Below are 16443 nucleotides of genomic sequence, written 5' to 3' on the forward strand. Positions count from 1 at the left end.
GCCTTTTAAGATTTCGGCAACCCTTCCGAGAGCATCAGCTCGGCCAGCGCCCCGTTCTGGGGAATCATGGCCGGGATGTCCGTACGTCCGGGCTTGTAGATTTCGGTTGCCACGTTATAGATATCCCACGCCGTGAGCGTCTTCTTCTCTTCGGCGAGTTTGAGCAGGTCCTCGGTGAAGATGGAAATTTGGGACTGGTTCAGGGGATAGGTCTCCACCTTGGACGAAAGACGCTTGTCGGAACTGTCATGCGATACGCGCAATGCTGTCAGCAATCCGATGTAGGCGTACATCTCCACCGGGGTAATTACTTTCGCTTTCAGGCGGCGGATGCGTTCCCTGTCCTCGTTCATCTGTACCTCGAAGTTCGAGAGCCACTCGTCTACACGACCGAAAAGCTCTTCGGTGGAGACTTTGTCTTTCCCGTAGTTAGACACGCTGCGTTCGGGGGAGAGGATGCACTGGTTGTGGCACACCCTGACGCACGGGCCGATGGCCGCCTGGATGCCGTCCTGATGGAAGGCGATGACAATCGTTGTAGTCAGCTCGTCCGTTTCCCATTCCTTGATGCGGATGGTCGTATAAACGCGGCGCAGGATATGCGCCTCGACGGCCATCGCCCCGTACTTTTGTTCCACCTGGGGCAGGACGACCACGCCGGGCTGTGCCTTGTTCTTGTTCTGGGCGGCGAAGATTTCCTCCACCTCGTAGTTCAGGTTGTGTTTCTGGCAGATGCCCGCCATGCGCTCTATCACCTCGTAATGGTAGATTCCCTTGAGCGGGTTGCCATAGATGTCATTTTCCTTGTGTGTGCGCCGGAGCGTGTCGAGCGTCATCACCTCGACGTTGTTGTTCTGGAAATCGAACTGCACGGGGGCAGCCGTTGTTGCTAATACTGTTGCCATAATGATTGATATTAAAAAAGTTATACAATAAGAAAGGCGGTGAACCGTTGTCCATCGCCTTTCCGGAATTCATTTTGCGGTTTCAGGCAGGTAACACCTGCATATCAGGTCCGTGATACTCGGGTAATACACGTTGCCATAAGTTCCGTATGGTCCGAAACGGGCAAGGAAGCGGAAGTAAAAATCTACCGGACGCCGGTAGCTCGTCTGTATTTTGGTTTTCAGCAGGCGGTAGGCGTACCCGTCAGAATTTTCCACCTTGACCTTGCGCCCGTTGAAATAATAGTTTCCCTCCTTATCTGAAGAAAACGATACCTCTTCCTTTGCCGGACGCTCGCCGGTAACGACCCTGAAGAAGTCCCCCAGGGAGCGGCAATCCTGGTATTCTACCGGAATCGTGTCGCCCTCTCGCAGTTTCACGTCCAGCTTGTCAAGCAGTGTCTTGATGGCGGGCGTGTAGATATTTTCGGATTGGAAGCATCTTGTATCCCGCCAATATTTTTCGAAAAGAGAGCCGATTTCAAGGAGCAGGAACAGGGTTTCACGCGTTGTTTGCGGTTTATCGGCCAGATACGGAATATACTCGGTCACCAGTATGGAAAGTGAAAGATACTCCTCCGGTTGCAGTTCGCTCTTCTGGTGCAGGTTATAGTGCCTCTCGAGCAGGGAGTCGATGTCGGCTTCCCGCAAGCTTTCGTCCGTCCATGCCAGGCAACCTTCTCTCTTGCAGGCGGGACATTTATCCGCTCCATACGGCAGGAGCATCACCTTGCCGCAATCGGAACAGGTGACCAGGTCGCCTCGTTCCGTATAAACATCTACCGTTTCCATTCTCAATCCTCCGCGTAAGGCCATTCAAGGCAGCAGTCATTGCATACGGCCACGCCCTCGTCACTCAAAATGTCAATATCTGTGCCCCCACATTCGGGGCATACCGGTGCCTTTTTCTTGTCCATTCGTCGCTCTGCCGCTTCTTCCGTCAGAAGCAGCGGCACCCAGTATGCCGATGTGCCGAAATCCCGCATCCCGTTTTCATCCTGTATGGGTTCACAACCTTTCGTTCCCATGTATTTCTGGGAGTCCGGCCAGCACACGGCACGGTAACACTTGTCCCGCTCGGGCGATTTGCCGGTATGGCGTATATAGTCTTCCTCGGGCACGTAAAGCGCCCCGTTGTCCCCGCTTTCCCATGCCGGGTAACCGGTTCCTTGCTCCTCGAAAGGAGCACTTTCCTCGGGAAATTCCACGAGCACATACAGCTTGTCATCCCATGCCAGGGAACAATCGCCGCAGTGGAACCGGCTTTCGTGAATATCATAACGGATATTTTCCGAATTGCATTTCGGACAGATAATGTCTTTTGTTTTTACTTTCGGGAAACCCAGGATTTCTCCGGCAATGACTTCCATGCTGGGCCAGAACAGCTGTTCGCAGTAATCGTCGGCCATCTTTTCCGCCAGATTCCGCATGTCGTCGTCGCTGATCTTTTTCACATCGAAACCTTGTCCTTCCAGGTCATTGCGGTGGACGGACGTGATGGGGAAATACCCGGCATTCAGCTCCCGGATAAATTGTTTTTCCTCTTCTGTCGGTTCGGGTAAGTTGTTGAAATATTCCCTGAGCCGTTGATAAAGTTCTCTTACCATAATTATATTCCTGTTTTTAATCTAATATCCACCAATCGAGGACCAGTAGTTCCGGTCCATGATTTTTTCAAGTTCGAGGTCGGAACGTTCTTTCCAGAGGTCGAAGTCATCAAGCATCTCCGTTCCGTCCTCCAGAGAAAGCACCGTATCCTCATTGTCAGACAGATAGTCTTGTATGTCATATCCGGACGGATAACGGTTTTCCCGGATGATTTCTTCTGCAGTTTCCTTGTCCATTCGGTTGCCATTTTTTCAGTTCGCCGGTATTGTAACCGGATTCATTTGTTTTGTCTTTTCCCTGTAAAACCTGTCGATGGCAAAGAAGTAGTCCTCCGCATCCCAATCAGTGCCCGCATGTCCAGTCTCGAATTCCTCCGCCCACCGGACGATCTCGGCATTGACAGCACGGGAATCCCTGTCCTCCCACAGGTTGTCCGCCCCGGCATTGTAGGCAAGGTCCACGACTGTCTCCTGCAACTTGTTGTTGCCGTTGCACTCCCTGCCGTTGGAACGCAGCCATAAGTCCACGTCGACGGCATCCTCTTCCGTCGTCCCGTTGTGCAGGCACAGGCACTGCCCGTTGCCGTTATGGCATACGAGGACCGGTCGTTTGGTGTCGGGGCATATCCGTACCAGCAGCTCATTGGCGGCAAGTGTTTCTGTATCATGCCCATTGAGCATTGCAGGAAGCGCCTGGCTGACCAGACTCAGGATTTCCTGTTCCTCCTTTGTCCCGGACGGCTTGGAAGCCAACAGGTTCTGTATGCGTTTAAGAAGATTGTAAATCATAATCAGCAGTCGTTATGTTCTTTCCAGATTTTACGTTTCTCGTCATAGCTTTTGTTTTTCCACCATATATTACAGGCATCTACAAATTCCTGATAACTTTCTTTAGGAGAAAAATCATCCTGACAATATCCTGTGATACGCTTCATTTGCCGGAAGTCAGTGGAACCCCACCATTCCTCCATGCGTTCTTTGAACTCTTTTAAAGTACAGAATGGCTGATGGTCCTCGCATTCGTCGCACCAGTTGTCATAGCGGTCTATACCCGTGGTACCGATGAATGTACGGGCATTCGGATCCACCCATGCCTGGGTCTGTATATTGTCTGAACCGCACTCCTCGCATACGACAATCCCGTCGTCATTGACATCAGCGGAGATGAACCCGTGTTCTTCCAGCCAGTGGGCAATCTCAAGCAGTCCCTCGGTCTGTACCTGTCCGATGGGCTCATCGAAATCCTCGCCGGCTTCGCCGTTGAGCGTGCAGAGCAGTTTGCCGTTCCCGTCGATGAAAAGTTCATAAACGGTCGCACTTTCATAACCGCCGTATCCGTAAAAAGCGGAATTGTGGACCACCACTATCGGGGAGGTTTCATACTCCGGTGATTCCACCTCCCGGTAATGTACGCCGCAGTTGCGGTAGAACGTGCCGATGATGTTGTTCTCCTTCTTCACGGCATTGCGGATTTTCTCCATAAGTAATCTTCTGATGGAGATGATACTGAGGTGCGCATAATCCTTACGGAGGCGTCTGTACACTTCCTGCTCGAAGTTGCCTCGAACAGAGTCGAAAGGGGATACGCCGGCGTTCTCCCGGATATATTTGTCCTCGTTGAAGTTGTAGCGCCGACAGACAATATTCTTGACGCGGCGGAATTCCTCTCCGGCAAATTTGAGGATACTGTTCTCGCCTAGCGAAGTCGGAAAATAGCAGCGGGGCATGTGCGCTGTCATTTCACGGTAAAGTGCGTCATCGTCTTCCGGAAAGGTTCTGTCTGTTTCCGGCTTTGTGGATTTTTTCTGTTCCATGTTGCTTGTTTTTTATCTGTAGTTGAACAATTTCCGGTTTGCCGCCCGTTGCATGGCGGTCACCATATTCTTATGTCATAATCTTTAAAATAGTATTCCAACTCTTTTAATCCTTCCAAAGAGTGCAGCTCGTTCTTTCCGGTCACTTCGATGTCGACGGATACTGCATTTTCATCTTTGATATTTACTTTGGCATTGTCAAACACGCATCTTACATATTCTTCAATGCATGAGGCAGGCAGGTTGTTTTTTACAATATTGAGTACCATATTATTTATTGTTCATTAAATGTCTGTTACGTCCATAAACCGGGCACCGCTTGCGGTATCTGCATTCGCCCCGGGCCGCGTCGGTATGCGCCCGGTGCCATTCATCCCAGCTCTTCACTCCATTGTCTGTAAGGAACATGATCAGTTGCATACAGCAGAAACCGCGTTCCTCTCGTTTCCGGTCATGAAGGTTGGCCAGCCCGTTGTCCTTGAATCTCATTTGGAGGATTATTACAAGGAAATCATTTCGAGGATGGCACGGATCGTGTCATCCTCGAAATATCCCAGCGGAATTACCGCACAAGGAATACAGTCTTTTGAAAGCATGATATCAGGAATATACACGTTCTTTTCCGCATCAAAGATGACGGGCTTACCCGTATCATCGGTCAGGTCCCATTTACCACCGTTGTGTTTCAGCTGTCCCATGACATAGCCGAGCATCTCGGATACTTCGGCATTTTCTTCTGGTTTAATCGTTTTACTTGTTTCCATATCAATATTTATTGTTTTTCGCTTTTAGCATTTGTTCTCTCATGGCAAGCAGTATTGCCTCGATACCGCGGATGCTTTCCTCGTTCTCTTTCAGTTTGTAATAGTAGGCGTTCGCTTCGTCGTAGTCTTCCCGTGCCTTGCGCAACCTGCATTCCTTGGCGTCACGGACCTGTTCATAGGACAGGTCGTAACCGATGAACTCGTCCATGAAATAGGAAACCGTACGCCCGTAATAGTGGTCCGTGCGGGTTTCCACCGCAGTACGGATGATGTCGTCACACCGCCTTCCGAGTGTCCGGAGTACGTCGCTGATATGCCGGTCATGGTACTCGTAACCGAAGAAACGGGTATACCACTCGTGTTCCTGCCGGTTTGTCTTCCCCGCGTAATACTCGTACCATTGGGCGTCGCACTTGGTGTGCCTCTGGGTAACCTTGAATATGGCATACTCTTCACCGATCCATGTAAAACGTGAGAGTATCTCACTCGCTTCTTCCTCATAGTAGCTATCCCGCCAATTCAATTCTTCGGTCTGGCTGAGCGGGAGGAATGACTGTTTGGTGATCCACTGCCCGAAACCTTTGTGCGTGACATGCGGAAGCACTTTCACGACCTTGCTCCATGCCTCGTTGCAGGCTTCATCCAGTGAAGGGAAACTTTCAGGAAAGCGTTCCCTGTCCGTTCCGTCTCGCAACACCTCGTTCCAATCTTTGTCGCAGACAATGAGGGTGAGGTCCTCCCTCACATGGCAGTCGCGTTCGCAATAGCCGTAGGGAGCATCGCAGAGCGTGTACCACTCCTTCGGTCCATAACCGTCGTCACGTCCCAGATAGCGTCTGGGCTTACCCTTCTCTGTCTGCACCTCCCACACTTCCGTGCAGTTTCCACGGTCGATATGGTGCAGGCGTACCCTGATTTCCTTGTTATCTCGTTTTTCTTCCATGTCGTTCATTTTTAGTATGGCCTGTCTTTTTCTTTTCGAGAATCCGGTAGATTTCTTCAAGGTCATGCTCATTGTCTATCGGTTGCCCGTATTCCGTATCCACGATGACCACCCTGGCATTGGCCAGGTGACATCCTGCTATCGTCTTGTCATAGTCGCTCCATTCAGGATTGATTTCTGTTACCGTGTCAAATTCAAGTCCGTATGATGTCTTCATTGTATTTCCAGTTATTATGCGTATTTTTCTATTTTATGCTGCCGCTTTGTTCTGCCCGTCGATAATATGCCTGCATTCGGCTTCCAGTTCTTTCATACATTCCGTACCATAGAATCCCCAACAACTGTCCAGTTCATTGTCATCGTCACTTTCCGGCATGATGCGATACCCGAAAACTTCCCCGGTATAGTAGTTGTCAAGGGTACTGATTTCGTCTTGCAGGTATCCCTCGATCCGCTTCCTGCGTTTCGCGGTGATGTTCTTCCACCCGTATTCCCGGCGCACCTTGTCCAACGGTACCGCGATGATTCCGAAAAATCCGGAATCCCACGGGCAGCTGAACGGCGAGGTGGATATTGTAATGCCGCCATGGTCGTAGAGGTAGACCGACAGGGCGATATATTCCTTCAGGAACGATTCCCGGAAATTTCCGATATGCCCTTCAAAAACCTTGTCTATATCGAAGTGGTCATCGAACTCCTTCTCCGGGCGGTAGCGACGATGTGCCGTATAAAGCGTACCGAGATTGTCATACGCTTCACGCGGGCTTCGGGCGTCATCATCATAGTAGATGTTGATGTGATACCCGTTATATTTGATTTGATTATATAGGTTCATTTGCCTGGGTATTATGTCTTGTTACAAAGTCTTACAAATTGTTCCGTAATCTCGTCCCGCTCGAACTCGTCGCAGTTCAGGTCGAAGAATATACCCGAAGCCGCGAGCATGTCATGGGCTTCCCCGTAGGTAAGGTCGCTCCTGTGCCTGTATCTGTCCACCATGTCCCGATGTTCGGCTTCCGCCCGGTCGTGCAGCCTCATTTTATACTGCCTGTACCATGTGGGGAACTGTTCCTTGGAAACCATATGTTCCAGCTGCAAGTCCCGGTATCTTCCCGGTGCCAGCAGGATGTGGCTGTCAATGTAGGACTTCGCCTCGGCTATGATTCCCTCCCTGGTGAAGGGACGGTGGGAGCGTGCCGTGAAATGCACCCATCCACCATGCAACGGGTGTTCGATTTCAATCTGCACACCCTGCCTCCTGACATGTACCACGATATAGGCGGTCTGGCCGGGGAACATATCGTCCTTGAGGCTCACTTCCCGGCAGGCCGGCGGGTCAACATGGATGTAGTGGTCCTGCCTTGTGCCCTCGAGGAACCTTTCAAGCTGCCGCATCGACTGGCAGTAGATGAATGTCCCCACGCGGCACTGGCCTCGGCGGATGTCGCCGTAATAGTACTTTCTTGCCCTTGCTCCGGTAATGCGGGACTCGTCCGATGCCTCGAAATAGCTCCGGTAGGTATCGTCCGTACGGCAGAAATCATATATTTCCTGAAAAGTCCTTGTTTTCATTTGTTACTCCTTTTTATGTATTGTCTTCTTCCGGCGGGGGAAATTCCCCCGTCCTGTAAAATATCTCTCCGAGACGGTCAGCCTGTTCCGCCAGACCTCTCTTCCGGACAGCCGACACGGCATCGCATGCGGCCTTTTCGTACATGCCCAGCAGTACCGCCTCGGGCAGGCGTTTCGTCCGCCACACCTCCTGTGCGGTGGCGAGCATCTCCACCTCGCAGCCCAGATGGGCGGCTGTGAGGATAATGACGGCATTGCCGATAAAGTTCGGTATGCGTTCTTCCTGTTGTTCTCCTTTCATTGTTCCGTGCCTTTAATCCGTTTCGAACTCGTCTTCATAGACCTCGATCTCCTTCCCGCTCTCGCAGATGCGTACCAGCCAGGTGTATTGGAGCCGTTCCAACAGCTCTATACGGCGATAGCCCTTGTAGGGCACTTTCAGCGTTGCAATGTCTCCCGGTTTCATGTCAGGCGGGTATTTCAAACTGGACATGGAAATGGAATTCGCTTATCAGGCTGCAGATCTGCGGTACTGATTTAGGATCCTCCCCGTAAGGGTAGAAGATGGTCCGGCAACGTGTCAGGCATCGGATACCCTGTTTTCGTAACCGGTACAGCAGGTAGGCCCTGCGTCGTAGTTGTTTCTTGCTCATCGTATAAAGGATTATGTCGTTTTGATTAGAATAGCGGTGTGGTCGTCAAACAGGGGCATCTCTTTACGTTTTCGATGTAATGCCTCCATTGAAAGATGCTCATCTTGTGTTAACAGGGATGAGCATCATTTCAATGGAGGGAGTACTAATTTATTCTGACCCGCCACACCGTGCCGCCTACCGGGCGGGTGGAGATGACGGCCTATTTCTTACGCCATGCCGCCATCTTCTTTTTGATGTTGATATTGTTGTCCGCCAGCATTTTTTTCAGGACTGCCAGCAACCGCCAGCCTTCTCTGTTTTTATACTCTTCCGCCTTGGATGACAGGAACGCCAGTGACTGGTACTTGTCCAGACGCCGACCCCGGTCATTGACAGCCGTGCAACCGTGGAAACGAATCAGGTTCTGCATGGTAAAGAACGCCCCGGCTCCCTTATAGGCATCCATCCAGGCCTTGCTTTGAGGAGTGCCCCATGGCAGCCGGATACGACGGTCATTGAACTGTCTGACCGCGTTGTAAAGCTGTGTGGCGTCCAACGCGTGCCTGATGTGGGTTATCGCGATGGAAAGCGGGTAGTACAGTTTGGATTGCAGGTCCTCCACGAAAATATTACGGCCGTGTATACGCTTGTAGGGAACTCCCTTGCATTTTCTTGTTTCCAGGTTGCCCACGTGTTTTTTCAGCGCGTTGACATAGTCGCTCGCGATGGCCAAAACCACATCACGGTTGAACCAGCGGTTTCTCTCGGCAAAACCCGTGATGTCCTTGTGTTCCATCTTCATCTGGGCGTGCAGCTCGTTCAAGAGCATTTTCCACTGGTAATCATAGCCTTTCCGGTGAATCATCTCGGTCACCCCTGCCGGCTCTTTTTCACGGTAATGCGTGTATGACATCATATGGAACATTTGTGCCATGACCCACCGGCGGAAGAGTCGGTTGTTGGGAACGGTACCCTGTGCCATGATGCTGCCGAATATCGGGTCGTTGTCATCCAGGATGGTAAGTTTCCCGTCTTTGTTGGAGGCGATATACTCACCGCCCTCGGCTCCCTGCATGGCGAACAGGCAGCTCACGTCCACACCGGCACCGCGGAGTGCCTCGATACGCTCCTGCGCCCCTTTGGGAAGTCCGGCGGGAGAATTATGGCCGGCCACCGCCGGATAGACGGTACCCAAATCCGAATTCTTGCCGATAACGGTGCCCGTGGCGGCAAATTCCTTGTCCGCGATGGCGAATTCCGTGCCGCATCCGGGGCACAGGACTTTTGTTTCTTGTTTCTTTCTGCTCATTGTGAATTTGTTAATAGTTGATTACTTCCGGGTTCCACCCATTTTCTGAGTATCACCAGGTCCTTGTCTTTTTCGCTTTGCCAGAACCATTTGCCCATCGTTTCGGGATTCCATGTGAACCCGCCTATAATCCGGCAGAGGATATAGAATTCCAGCTCGAATTGCGCGGTATCCCGGTGTTGCCCGTACAGCATGTCCCCGTCCTCGAGGTCACTTTCGGGCAATGCCATGAAATACCGGCGGGACTTGCTCTGGCTGCGCTCCGATGGTATCGAATGTTTATAGCGGCGGTACAGCTCCTCCACATCCGTGAAAAAATCCCCGCAGCCGTACTCCGGCAACCACGGAGCGCCATCATGCCTGCCGTTCCGTATCATGTGTCTCCCGTTTACTTTTAAACTTCTGGACTGGAAATCAATCCGGAAATTTGCGCCGTTCTCTATGGCGGTGACGGTTTCTCGGTAAATATCTTCCATTTTCTCACCTGTTTACAATTAATGGCACTCAAACCCCTGGCGCGTATCTTTATAGTCCTGATAAATACAGTAGGACTTCGGTCCTGAACCAGGTAGTTGCCTGGCTCAGGACCAAGCTTGAATACTGTATCTTGAATTTGGGTCCCTCGTGCATATGCGGTCGCGCTACCTTCTGTTCAGGGGACTCATCCGGACGGCACATCCCTTTAAAAACCTGATACGGGCCGCGAGTACAGCTGGAACCTGTGTCATCTGTCGTGTTAGCAGGAGATGACACAGGCTCCAGCCGTGTGAATCGCGGCTCTGTTGAAATCCAGGCCTTGCCCCCTTTGCCCTGTGCTGTTCTTTTTGCGGTTCCCGGAATGCCGGCACGTTCCTTTACAGGTCCGATGTCTGCTGTGGCGGAAGCCGGAATGGCGCCGTCGTATAACGTTAGGGATACGACGGCGCGAGACGGGCTTATCGGGGACAGCAGGCTGAATCCATTCCCCCGAACCGCACGTTCCCGTGCTGGAAAAGACTGAAAGTTCTCATAATACCGGCACATGGCTTTATGCTTCCGATGTATCCCGCGTATGGGTCTTCTGCGGAGCCCGAAGGCGACGGTCAGCCGCCTTCAGACTCGGAAAGAAGACGTTGGTACGCGGGATGCCCAAACCTATTCCTTGAACTTTCCCGGTGTGCTCCGGTAACGGGTGCGGGACAGATGGCACATGACTTTAAATTCCCGATACATTACAGGCGCAGCCAGAATCGAGATGGGATTAACCGGGTGTTAGACCGGTTAATCTCGATATGGATTCTGGTTATAAGCCTGTAACGTTGAATAGCCTGCCCGTTCACCCGTTCTGCCGTGTGCCCGGCGTAACTTATAGCGATGCCACCAGCGTGTTGTACACCGCCCGGCTGGTCAGAAGGGCGTTACGCATGCAGCCGACAGTCAGGTAACCCGGTATGTCCCGGTCTGTTTTGTCGCGGTTGGCCTTCACGTTGCGTCCCCGTCCCCGGACGATGCAGCCATCCGGTTTGGTTCGGACATATCCCAGACCGCCGATCTTGCACCTGCCCGTCTGAACGGCTCTAAAGCAGTCCATCACGAACTTGTTCAGCTCGTTGAGGTCACTCTTCACATTACAGACCGGCAATACCTGTATCGCCCAGCTGAACTCGCCCTTGTACAGGTAACGGTTCACAGCGTCCACGGCTTTTGCCAGTGTCGTGTCCCGGCAGCGGATTGTCCGCCGCTCGATCTCGTGCTGGAAGGTCTTGATGCGTGATGACGAGAGCGAGACCATGCCGCCCTTGATACTGAATCCTAAGAACTTGAACCAGACATCGGCTGCCAGGTATTCCACTTTCTTGGGATTTAGCTTCATGGATTTATCTTCCAGGCGTTTTTGGAGTGTGTCCATCGCTTTTTCATAATCCTTGCCGATAAAAAGCATATCGTCGGAATACCGGACGTAGTAGCCGTTCATTTGTGACAGTTCCCCGTCTAGGTCGTAGAGCAGTACATCCGCCAGCCAGCTAGCCACAGCACAACCCTGTTTCAAGGATTGATACTTGCTTTGCAACCGGTTATCTTCATCGAAATAGAGGTCCGAGTGGTAATATTTCCTAAGTACGTCTATCAGGGCAGACTGGCCGTGTTTGGCCTCCACCTTGTCGAACGCCTCGTCGATGAACCGTATCGGAACACTGTCGAAGTATTTGGAAAGGTCGGACTTCCAGCCCAGACAGCCGCTATTGCCGGTTTCTGTCATCCGGTGGCTGACTTCCGTAACTACCTTGCCGCACCCTATACCGGTCTGGTAGGACTTGCACGAAGAGTGCAGCATCTCCGGCATCAACTCGAAGAGCAGGTCGTTGGCGATACCCAGTACTACGCGGTCCATCGGCTCGTTTACGTACACTGTGCGGAACTCACCGTTGTCCTTGGGTATCTGCGCCGTGTGGGGAGGGGAAATCTCGTACTTTCCCCGGCGCATGGCATAGGCCATCGCCATACGGGTATGCTCGTCGGTCAGCCGAATAAGTTGGTCTTTCCTAATGTCTTTCAGCACGCCTTTCTCAATGGCCTTCGTCCACCGGCCTATGTCGAAGAACATTTGCAATATCTTGTCTTCATTCATGGCACTCAAAACTTTTTTGGGAAAGGATAAAATTCAGTATGTCCATGCCGGATTCTACGTCACATTCCTGCTCGTACTCCTCGCCCGTGTAGTAACTGTAACCCATGATGAAGATTTTCCCGTCTTTCCGGAGCGACGCGTTCGTGATGACCAGTTCCACGGGGTCACGGTCCACAACATGGAGATAGGTCGAGGATTGTTCACCGTTGTCATCAAGGCTGCCGCCACACTCGGAAAGCAGCTCCACGGACAGGGCGTAACATTTTTCATTCAGGGCTTTCTCCGCCACGTGATGGTTGTTCATCTCTTCCGTAAGTGTTCGGATGCGGTCACCGCGTCTCTGCTCGGGAACCGGTTCGAAAGCGGCTTCGAACATCCAGACAGGCATCCATTTACGGAAGACGGCGGGTCCCAAGCGGCATATGTAAACTTCATCGTTCTCTTTCTCCGTCTCCGGGATATCCATTCCCGAGGCTCGCGCTGCCGCTACGCTCATGCGCTCGAAACCGCCGAGGCAGGAAGGTGCCGACTTCAAACGGTAGGGACGGATGTTTCCTACAGGGACACCCATTGACATAAGTAGCATCCCCTTAAAAGTGTCGGTAACGGGAGTGGTTTGCTGTTTGTTCATTCTTTTATTCATTTTCTGGTCTTTGTACATACATTATGATTTCTCACGCATCCTCCGCAAGGGCCACAAGCCGCTCTTCCGGCAGCAGGAACTCCTCGTCCGTGAAGTAATAGCAGATTTTCCGGTCCACGGCCTCCGCCTCGTCCGATATGGGTGCGCCGTCTTTGCCGACCAGCACGTCTTGCAGACCCGTTACAGAGACCAGGGTTTTGTATTCCCCGCCCGTTCCACGGAACAGCGTCAGTTCCCTGACGAAATATTCCCTGTCATTCCATGTGATAATCCCAAACATTTCCTCCACTTTCGGGAACAGCCGGCACAGGACCGGAAACAGTTTGCAGGCATCGCTCCGGAGCATCAGGAAGACACATTCCATCAGGCATAGTCCGGCATTTTTGAGCATGGGCAGCAATACGTCCGTGCCTGCTCCGTTTGCCTCTGCCACTATCAGGGCTTTCCAGTATCCTTCCTGGAATGAGTCCGTCCAAGGGATGAGTTCGGCTGCCCTGACGGAATAGGAAACCGCGATTTCTTCCGGATTGTCCTCGTCCGTGGAAATCAGTCCTATTTTCGTGTCATCTTCGACAGGCTCCTTTACCGGCAGGCAGACTTTCATTTTCCGGAACGTGTCCGTGTCCTCGTCCGCCCAGTTGACAAAGCCGCCGAATCTTATAAAATCATATCTGCTCATTTGTCATTATTGTTTATTGTTATTTACCTTACAATTCTTCCGGTTCTCCATCGTTGATACTCCGGTAGAAACGGTCTCCGTCCGCCCACTTCTTGGCGGTGATAGCCAGCTCGAACGCTTCCTCTATGGAAAGGCCGTCGGCGGGAAGGGCATCAAGGAGTTCTCCCATGCATACGTCATTCTCGCGATACTCTTTCTGCACCTTTCCGAGTGCCATTCTGCCCTTGTCCGTCTTTTTACGCCACAAAAGCATCTGTTGTATCCAATTTTTCATGCGATTCTTTTATTAAAGGAAATCCTTGGCATAACTGCGGGCTTCATTGAAAGTATTGAAGCCGATTCCACTCATGCAAGAGATTGCCCAGTATCTTAATTTCCTGCTTTCGGCACGGGCAAGATAGATTTGCCCGATACAATTCCCGTCTTTGAGAATGTCATGCCGCTTGTCTTTTGTAATCCGTACCATGTTCCGACATTCACTTGTCCATTTTCCAAAATCCGTAATCGGACCCGTCACCGGGATGATCACCGAAATAGTACCCATCCGGTGAGTAACTATCGAGCGTGTCGAACAGCGATTCCAGCAATCCCGCCGCGTCATCGCTGTTCCACCAGTCTGCTTCTCTGTTCTCCATGGCATGGGCGGGGACGGCATTCATCACCTGCACGTACTCCGGTGTGTCACGGATAACGTCCAAGAACGCCGGAATCAGATCCTGCGTGCGCATCGTGCCGTGGGAGATGCTCTCTCCCGGCACGGCATGGAGGCGGTTTTGTGTCCTCTCGTCTATGAACATGGCGTTTAGATAAAGGGCAGACGGGTATCTTCCAGCATGGGGGCCAGCATTTGACACATCTCGTATGAAGCATGGTTGCGGTCATCAATGCAGCGTGAATCACGCCCTGCCATAGCGGTAATGGAAGCCTTTACCGTTCGGAAGAATGTCTGTTCCAGTGTCTTGTGGAAATAAGGAAGAGCCTGGGCGAAACGTTCGGACTTGAATCCCAAATCGTTCATGGCGTATTCCAGCTGTTTGGCCGCCTTGTACTCGCGGCTGTTCTCCAGGCTTTCCGGAATATCACCGAACTGTGCGGTCCGGAGCTGGCGTTCCAGTTCGATGACGGCCACCGAAAGCAACAGCTTGATGGCTTCCGGGTTGCCGATACCGTGTTTCTGCCCGTCAGCGGTATGGAACTCGATCAGGTTTACACTGTTATTCTCCTGTAATTCTTTGTAGCGTGCGAGGATTTCGCTGAGCGCTTTTGCTTTTTCTTTATCCATAATTTTATCTGATTTGATTGTTATTGCACACAAGTACGTCCCCGACGATGAAGTCTTTCGATGTCGGGTGATGAGCACGGAATATCCTGCTCGCTTCAAGATTGAGGGACAGAGGGATAAGTTTGCCTTCCTCGTTGACGACCATTGTCGTGTTCCCGTCCAGTTCCACCAGTTCGATGTAGCCGCCGACAATCGCCTGCATCTCCTCCAGCGTGAAGTCTGAGCCATTGGCTGGCTGCACGGGTTGGCGTGTTCCGTCCGTTTTGATGATTTCTGTCATGGCTGCTTTGAAATTTTAAGATTCATGACTCGCCAGTATATCCAAAATCTGTTGCAAAGGAAATTTTTCAGTCCAGAATCGCTCGTCGGTATGTTTGCCGTACGCCCGGTATCTGGCTTCCCCGTTTGCAAATACCGCCAAAATATGGCTGACCAGCACATTGTCCGGCGGAACCAACCTTTCCAGTTCCGTTTCGGTCAGTTCCACAAAGCACCAGTTATTGTCTTCCGGCAAGTCCTCGCTGCCCAGTATCCCGTCCTCGTCCGGCTGGTAAAAACCAACCGATATGTCATAAAAGTTCAAAGACTGGAAACTGATGTCATCCTTGAATGGCTTGACGGCTTCCAGCCTGCCGGACTGTGTCTGTATCCACTCTTTTGACAGGTACACGATTGCAAAGTCGCAGCAATCCCATGCACTGTCAGTTCCTGCCTTGAGCAGGAGGTATGGGGTAGGTTCATTTGAGATTTTCATCGTGTTTCCCTCCTTTTATGCCACGCGTGATACCGTTTCACGGTGCGTAGCTGGTTAATGATATGGCCAAAAAGCTCGCGTGAATAGATGCGGTAATGGAACACAGCCGAATACTCGCATACATTGCCGTGAAAGTCCACGTGGGAGCGGTCATCCGCAAAGTCGAACAAGTCGCCCTGGATTTCCAGCGTGTATTTGTTCTTCCGTAGCCAGTCAAAAAACTCGAAGATGTCCTTCTTTTGGGAGTAGAAAGTGCAGTATTCGTAGCGGTTTCCGCGCAGGTTCCTCAGCAATGCCGCCATCTCGTTCCGTTCCCGGCGGTCGCCAAATTCGGATCCCGTCCGAGTGGCGAGGTTCTTCAGGAAATATATTTTACCTCCATACTCGAAATAGTACGGTATGTAGGTGACCGTCTTTTTGTACCAATTGACATATTTGACAAAGGAAGCCTTCTTGACGATGGCGGGATGCAGGTTTACTTTCTCCATGTGTTCCCGAATCTGGCGGTAGATTTCCGCATTGGAAAGACGTATGGGACGTTCCGCCCGGAAATACCTGCCGTCCGACTCGAAACAGAGCGCGTACAGGTTTCGGTAATACGGTTCCCCGACAAAGAACCAGTCGCTCTGCATGCGGGCCGGAGGCAGGCATTCCAGCAGTTCGTAATAACGTTCCTCCATAATTTCATGGAAGGGCTTGCAAAGTGCCCGGGTATAACGCTTCACAAGCAGTGTCATGCGTACCGGTGATACAGCGACCAGGTACGGGTTCTTCTCCCTTTCGCGCAATGCTTCCAGCGTCTCGCCGCCGTAGTCGCTGTGCATGTCATCCGACATCGACGTGAGGCATGTCCCGTCGAAATAACGTGAATCGATGATGTATCTCATGG

Annotated in this window: 28 protein-coding genes; 1 reads left to right on the forward strand and 27 read right to left on the reverse strand. The window is 51.7% G+C overall.

The window, feature by feature from the left end; genetic code table 11:
- Window positions 1–5 precede the first annotated feature (5 nt).
- From HMPREF2794_RS19935 to HMPREF2794_RS20015, 17 genes are all read right to left on the reverse strand, one after another.
- Window positions 6–905: a DUF932 domain-containing protein gene (locus tag HMPREF2794_RS19935; protein ID WP_070752371.1), complete on the reverse strand. Its 900-nt coding sequence runs from the start codon at window positions 903–905 to the stop codon at window positions 6–8.
- Between the two features lie 69 nt (window positions 906–974).
- Window positions 975–1760: a hypothetical protein gene (locus HMPREF2794_RS19940; protein WP_070752373.1), complete on the reverse strand. Its 786-nt coding sequence runs from the start codon at window positions 1758–1760 to the stop codon at window positions 975–977.
- On the reverse strand, window positions 1739–2551 hold the full coding sequence (locus HMPREF2794_RS19945; RefSeq protein WP_070752389.1) for a hypothetical protein: 813 nt from the start codon (window positions 2549–2551) through the stop codon (window positions 1739–1741). The genes HMPREF2794_RS19940 and HMPREF2794_RS19945 overlap by 22 nt, the downstream gene beginning before the upstream one ends.
- Before the next feature lie 21 nt (window positions 2552–2572).
- Window positions 2573–2788: a hypothetical protein gene (locus HMPREF2794_RS19950; protein ID WP_070752391.1), complete on the reverse strand. Its 216-nt coding sequence runs from the start codon at window positions 2786–2788 to the stop codon at window positions 2573–2575.
- 15 nt (window positions 2789–2803) lie between these two features.
- Entirely contained in the window at window positions 2804–3340 is a 537-nt protein-coding gene (locus HMPREF2794_RS19955; RefSeq protein WP_004322715.1) for a hypothetical protein, read from the reverse strand.
- Between the two features lie 2 nt (window positions 3341–3342).
- Window positions 3343–4365, reverse strand: a complete 1023-nt coding sequence (locus HMPREF2794_RS19960) for a hypothetical protein (protein WP_070752393.1) — start codon at window positions 4363–4365, stop codon at window positions 3343–3345.
- A gap of 59 nt (window positions 4366–4424) precedes the next feature.
- Window positions 4425–4634 (reverse strand): hypothetical protein, encoded by a 210-nt coding sequence (locus tag HMPREF2794_RS19965; RefSeq protein ID WP_004322717.1) that lies wholly within the window; start codon window positions 4632–4634, stop codon window positions 4425–4427.
- A gap of 1 nt (window position 4635) precedes the next feature.
- Window positions 4636–4854 carry a hypothetical protein gene (locus HMPREF2794_RS19970; protein ID WP_004322718.1) on the reverse strand — a complete coding sequence of 73 codons (219 nt, stop codon included), beginning with the start codon at window positions 4852–4854 and terminating at the stop codon, window positions 4636–4638.
- Window positions 4855–4865: 11 nt separating this feature from the next.
- Window positions 4866–5129, reverse strand: a complete 264-nt coding sequence (locus HMPREF2794_RS19975) for a hypothetical protein (protein ID WP_070752395.1) — start codon at window positions 5127–5129, stop codon at window positions 4866–4868.
- Between the two features lies 1 nt (window position 5130).
- Window positions 5131–6072 (reverse strand): hypothetical protein, encoded by a 942-nt coding sequence (locus HMPREF2794_RS19980; RefSeq protein WP_070752397.1) that lies wholly within the window; start codon window positions 6070–6072, stop codon window positions 5131–5133.
- Window positions 6053–6289 carry a hypothetical protein gene (locus HMPREF2794_RS19985; RefSeq protein ID WP_004322721.1) on the reverse strand — a complete coding sequence of 79 codons (237 nt, stop codon included), beginning with the start codon at window positions 6287–6289 and terminating at the stop codon, window positions 6053–6055. The genes HMPREF2794_RS19980 and HMPREF2794_RS19985 overlap by 20 nt, the downstream gene beginning before the upstream one ends.
- A gap of 33 nt (window positions 6290–6322) precedes the next feature.
- Complete coding sequence (locus HMPREF2794_RS19990) at window positions 6323–6907, reverse strand: hypothetical protein (RefSeq protein WP_004322723.1); 585 nt, start codon at window positions 6905–6907, stop codon at window positions 6323–6325.
- An 11-nt stretch (window positions 6908–6918) separates the two neighbouring features.
- Window positions 6919–7644: a hypothetical protein gene (locus tag HMPREF2794_RS19995; protein WP_070752399.1), complete on the reverse strand. Its 726-nt coding sequence runs from the start codon at window positions 7642–7644 to the stop codon at window positions 6919–6921.
- Between the two features lie 13 nt (window positions 7645–7657).
- Window positions 7658–7945 (reverse strand): hypothetical protein, encoded by a 288-nt coding sequence (locus HMPREF2794_RS20000; RefSeq protein WP_004322729.1) that lies wholly within the window; start codon window positions 7943–7945, stop codon window positions 7658–7660.
- 12 nt (window positions 7946–7957) lie between these two features.
- A complete protein-coding gene (locus HMPREF2794_RS20005) occupies window positions 7958–8137 on the reverse strand; it encodes a hypothetical protein (protein WP_004322731.1) in 180 nt (59 codons plus the stop codon).
- 362 nt (window positions 8138–8499) lie between these two features.
- Window positions 8500–9588: a ubiquitin carboxyl-hydrolase gene (locus HMPREF2794_RS20010; RefSeq protein ID WP_070752400.1), complete on the reverse strand. Its 1089-nt coding sequence runs from the start codon at window positions 9586–9588 to the stop codon at window positions 8500–8502.
- Window positions 9585–10064 carry a hypothetical protein gene (locus tag HMPREF2794_RS20015; RefSeq protein ID WP_004322734.1) on the reverse strand — a complete coding sequence of 160 codons (480 nt, stop codon included), beginning with the start codon at window positions 10062–10064 and terminating at the stop codon, window positions 9585–9587. The genes HMPREF2794_RS20010 and HMPREF2794_RS20015 overlap by 4 nt, the downstream gene beginning before the upstream one ends.
- A gap of 245 nt (window positions 10065–10309) precedes the next feature.
- On the opposite strand from HMPREF2794_RS20015, the gene HMPREF2794_RS29300 reads away from it, so the two are divergent.
- Window positions 10310–10588, forward strand: a complete 279-nt coding sequence (locus HMPREF2794_RS29300) for a hypothetical protein (protein WP_210403604.1) — start codon at window positions 10310–10312, stop codon at window positions 10586–10588.
- Between the two features lie 345 nt (window positions 10589–10933).
- On the opposite strand, the gene HMPREF2794_RS20025 is transcribed toward HMPREF2794_RS29300, so the two are convergent.
- Genes HMPREF2794_RS20025 through HMPREF2794_RS20070 form a run of 10 tightly spaced genes read right to left on the reverse strand, consistent with a single transcriptional unit; the run spans window position 10934 to window position 16441 of the window.
- On the reverse strand, window positions 10934–12196 hold the full coding sequence (locus tag HMPREF2794_RS20025; RefSeq protein WP_070752404.1) for an RNA-directed DNA polymerase: 1263 nt from the start codon (window positions 12194–12196) through the stop codon (window positions 10934–10936).
- On the reverse strand, window positions 12189–12827 hold the full coding sequence (locus tag HMPREF2794_RS20030; protein ID WP_246839621.1) for a hypothetical protein: 639 nt from the start codon (window positions 12825–12827) through the stop codon (window positions 12189–12191). Before HMPREF2794_RS20030 ends, HMPREF2794_RS20025 begins: the two co-directional genes overlap by 8 nt.
- A 43-nt stretch (window positions 12828–12870) precedes the next feature.
- Window positions 12871–13518: a hypothetical protein gene (locus tag HMPREF2794_RS20035; RefSeq protein WP_070752408.1), complete on the reverse strand. Its 648-nt coding sequence runs from the start codon at window positions 13516–13518 to the stop codon at window positions 12871–12873.
- A 28-nt stretch (window positions 13519–13546) separates the two neighbouring features.
- Window positions 13547–13792 carry a hypothetical protein gene (locus tag HMPREF2794_RS20040; RefSeq protein ID WP_070752410.1) on the reverse strand — a complete coding sequence of 82 codons (246 nt, stop codon included), beginning with the start codon at window positions 13790–13792 and terminating at the stop codon, window positions 13547–13549.
- A 12-nt stretch (window positions 13793–13804) separates the two neighbouring features.
- Complete coding sequence (locus HMPREF2794_RS20045; RefSeq protein ID WP_044919104.1) at window positions 13805–13984, reverse strand: hypothetical protein; 180 nt, start codon at window positions 13982–13984, stop codon at window positions 13805–13807.
- 10 nt (window positions 13985–13994) lie between these two features.
- Entirely contained in the window at window positions 13995–14315 is a 321-nt protein-coding gene (locus tag HMPREF2794_RS20050) for a hypothetical protein (RefSeq protein WP_004322740.1), read from the reverse strand.
- Between the two features lie 5 nt (window positions 14316–14320).
- Window positions 14321–14800, reverse strand: coding sequence for a hypothetical protein (locus HMPREF2794_RS20055; protein WP_070752413.1), 480 nt, complete (start codon window positions 14798–14800; stop codon window positions 14321–14323).
- A 4-nt stretch (window positions 14801–14804) separates the two neighbouring features.
- Window positions 14805–15080 carry a DUF3846 domain-containing protein gene (locus HMPREF2794_RS20060; protein WP_032577794.1) on the reverse strand — a complete coding sequence of 92 codons (276 nt, stop codon included), beginning with the start codon at window positions 15078–15080 and terminating at the stop codon, window positions 14805–14807.
- A 15-nt stretch (window positions 15081–15095) separates the two neighbouring features.
- Window positions 15096–15554 carry a hypothetical protein gene (locus HMPREF2794_RS20065; RefSeq protein ID WP_070752415.1) on the reverse strand — a complete coding sequence of 153 codons (459 nt, stop codon included), beginning with the start codon at window positions 15552–15554 and terminating at the stop codon, window positions 15096–15098.
- A complete protein-coding gene (locus HMPREF2794_RS20070) occupies window positions 15551–16441 on the reverse strand; it encodes a hypothetical protein (RefSeq protein WP_070752417.1) in 891 nt (296 codons plus the stop codon). Before HMPREF2794_RS20070 ends, HMPREF2794_RS20065 begins: the two co-directional genes overlap by 4 nt.
- Window positions 16442–16443 lie beyond the last annotated feature (2 nt).

This window comes from Bacteroides sp. HMSC067B03 (assembly GCF_001811315.1).
Taxonomy (GTDB): Bacteria; Bacteroidota; Bacteroidia; order Bacteroidales; family Bacteroidaceae; genus Bacteroides; species Bacteroides faecis.

Bases quoted from the DNA above. Each gene is read 5' to 3' on its own strand.
- HMPREF2794_RS20050 (WP_004322740.1), bottom strand. From the start codon at position 14,315: ATGTTCATAGACGAGAGGACACAAAACCGCCTCCATGCCGTGCCGGGA.
- HMPREF2794_RS20060 (WP_032577794.1), bottom strand. From the start codon at position 15,080: ATGACAGAAATCATCAAAACGGACGGAACACGCCAACCCGTGCAGCCA.
- HMPREF2794_RS20010 (WP_070752400.1), bottom strand. From the start codon at position 9,588: ATGAGCAGAAAGAAACAAGAAACAAAAGTCCTGTGCCCCGGATGCGGC.
- HMPREF2794_RS19970 (WP_004322718.1), bottom strand. From the start codon at position 4,854: ATGAGATTCAAGGACAACGGGCTGGCCAACCTTCATGACCGGAAACGA.
- HMPREF2794_RS19995 (WP_070752399.1), bottom strand. From the start codon at position 7,644: ATGAAAACAAGGACTTTTCAGGAAATATATGATTTCTGCCGTACGGAC.
- HMPREF2794_RS19965 (WP_004322717.1), bottom strand. From the start codon at position 4,634: ATGGTACTCAATATTGTAAAAAACAACCTGCCTGCCTCATGCATTGAA.
- HMPREF2794_RS19960 (WP_070752393.1), bottom strand. From the start codon at position 4,365: ATGGAACAGAAAAAATCCACAAAGCCGGAAACAGACAGAACCTTTCCG.
- HMPREF2794_RS19945 (WP_070752389.1), bottom strand. From the start codon at position 2,551: ATGGTAAGAGAACTTTATCAACGGCTCAGGGAATATTTCAACAACTTA.
- HMPREF2794_RS19935 (WP_070752371.1), bottom strand. From the start codon at position 905: ATGGCAACAGTATTAGCAACAACGGCTGCCCCCGTGCAGTTCGATTTC.
- HMPREF2794_RS19955 (WP_004322715.1), bottom strand. From the start codon at position 3,340: ATGATTTACAATCTTCTTAAACGCATACAGAACCTGTTGGCTTCCAAG.
- HMPREF2794_RS20055 (WP_070752413.1), bottom strand. From the start codon at position 14,800: ATGGATAAAGAAAAAGCAAAAGCGCTCAGCGAAATCCTCGCACGCTAC.
- HMPREF2794_RS19990 (WP_004322723.1), bottom strand. From the start codon at position 6,907: ATGAACCTATATAATCAAATCAAATATAACGGGTATCACATCAACATC.
- HMPREF2794_RS19940 (WP_070752373.1), bottom strand. From the start codon at position 1,760: ATGGCCTTACGCGGAGGATTGAGAATGGAAACGGTAGATGTTTATACG.
- HMPREF2794_RS20070 (WP_070752417.1), bottom strand. From the start codon at position 16,441: ATGAGATACATCATCGATTCACGTTATTTCGACGGGACATGCCTCACG.
- HMPREF2794_RS20015 (WP_004322734.1), bottom strand. From the start codon at position 10,064: ATGGAAGATATTTACCGAGAAACCGTCACCGCCATAGAGAACGGCGCA.
- HMPREF2794_RS19975 (WP_070752395.1), bottom strand. From the start codon at position 5,129: ATGGAAACAAGTAAAACGATTAAACCAGAAGAAAATGCCGAAGTATCC.
- HMPREF2794_RS20040 (WP_070752410.1), bottom strand. From the start codon at position 13,792: ATGAAAAATTGGATACAACAGATGCTTTTGTGGCGTAAAAAGACGGAC.
- HMPREF2794_RS20000 (WP_004322729.1), bottom strand. From the start codon at position 7,945: ATGAAAGGAGAACAACAGGAAGAACGCATACCGAACTTTATCGGCAAT.
- HMPREF2794_RS20035 (WP_070752408.1), bottom strand. From the start codon at position 13,518: ATGAGCAGATATGATTTTATAAGATTCGGCGGCTTTGTCAACTGGGCG.
- HMPREF2794_RS20045 (WP_044919104.1), bottom strand. From the start codon at position 13,984: ATGGTACGGATTACAAAAGACAAGCGGCATGACATTCTCAAAGACGGG.
- HMPREF2794_RS19985 (WP_004322721.1), bottom strand. From the start codon at position 6,289: ATGAAGACATCATACGGACTTGAATTTGACACGGTAACAGAAATCAAT.
- HMPREF2794_RS19950 (WP_070752391.1), bottom strand. From the start codon at position 2,788: ATGGACAAGGAAACTGCAGAAGAAATCATCCGGGAAAACCGTTATCCG.
- HMPREF2794_RS20025 (WP_070752404.1), bottom strand. From the start codon at position 12,196: ATGAATGAAGACAAGATATTGCAAATGTTCTTCGACATAGGCCGGTGG.
- HMPREF2794_RS19980 (WP_070752397.1), bottom strand. From the start codon at position 6,072: ATGGAAGAAAAACGAGATAACAAGGAAATCAGGGTACGCCTGCACCAT.
- HMPREF2794_RS20065 (WP_070752415.1), bottom strand. From the start codon at position 15,554: ATGAAAATCTCAAATGAACCTACCCCATACCTCCTGCTCAAGGCAGGA.
- HMPREF2794_RS20005 (WP_004322731.1), bottom strand. From the start codon at position 8,137: ATGTCCAGTTTGAAATACCCGCCTGACATGAAACCGGGAGACATTGCA.
- HMPREF2794_RS20030 (WP_246839621.1), bottom strand. From the start codon at position 12,827: ATGAACAAACAGCAAACCACTCCCGTTACCGACACTTTTAAGGGGATG.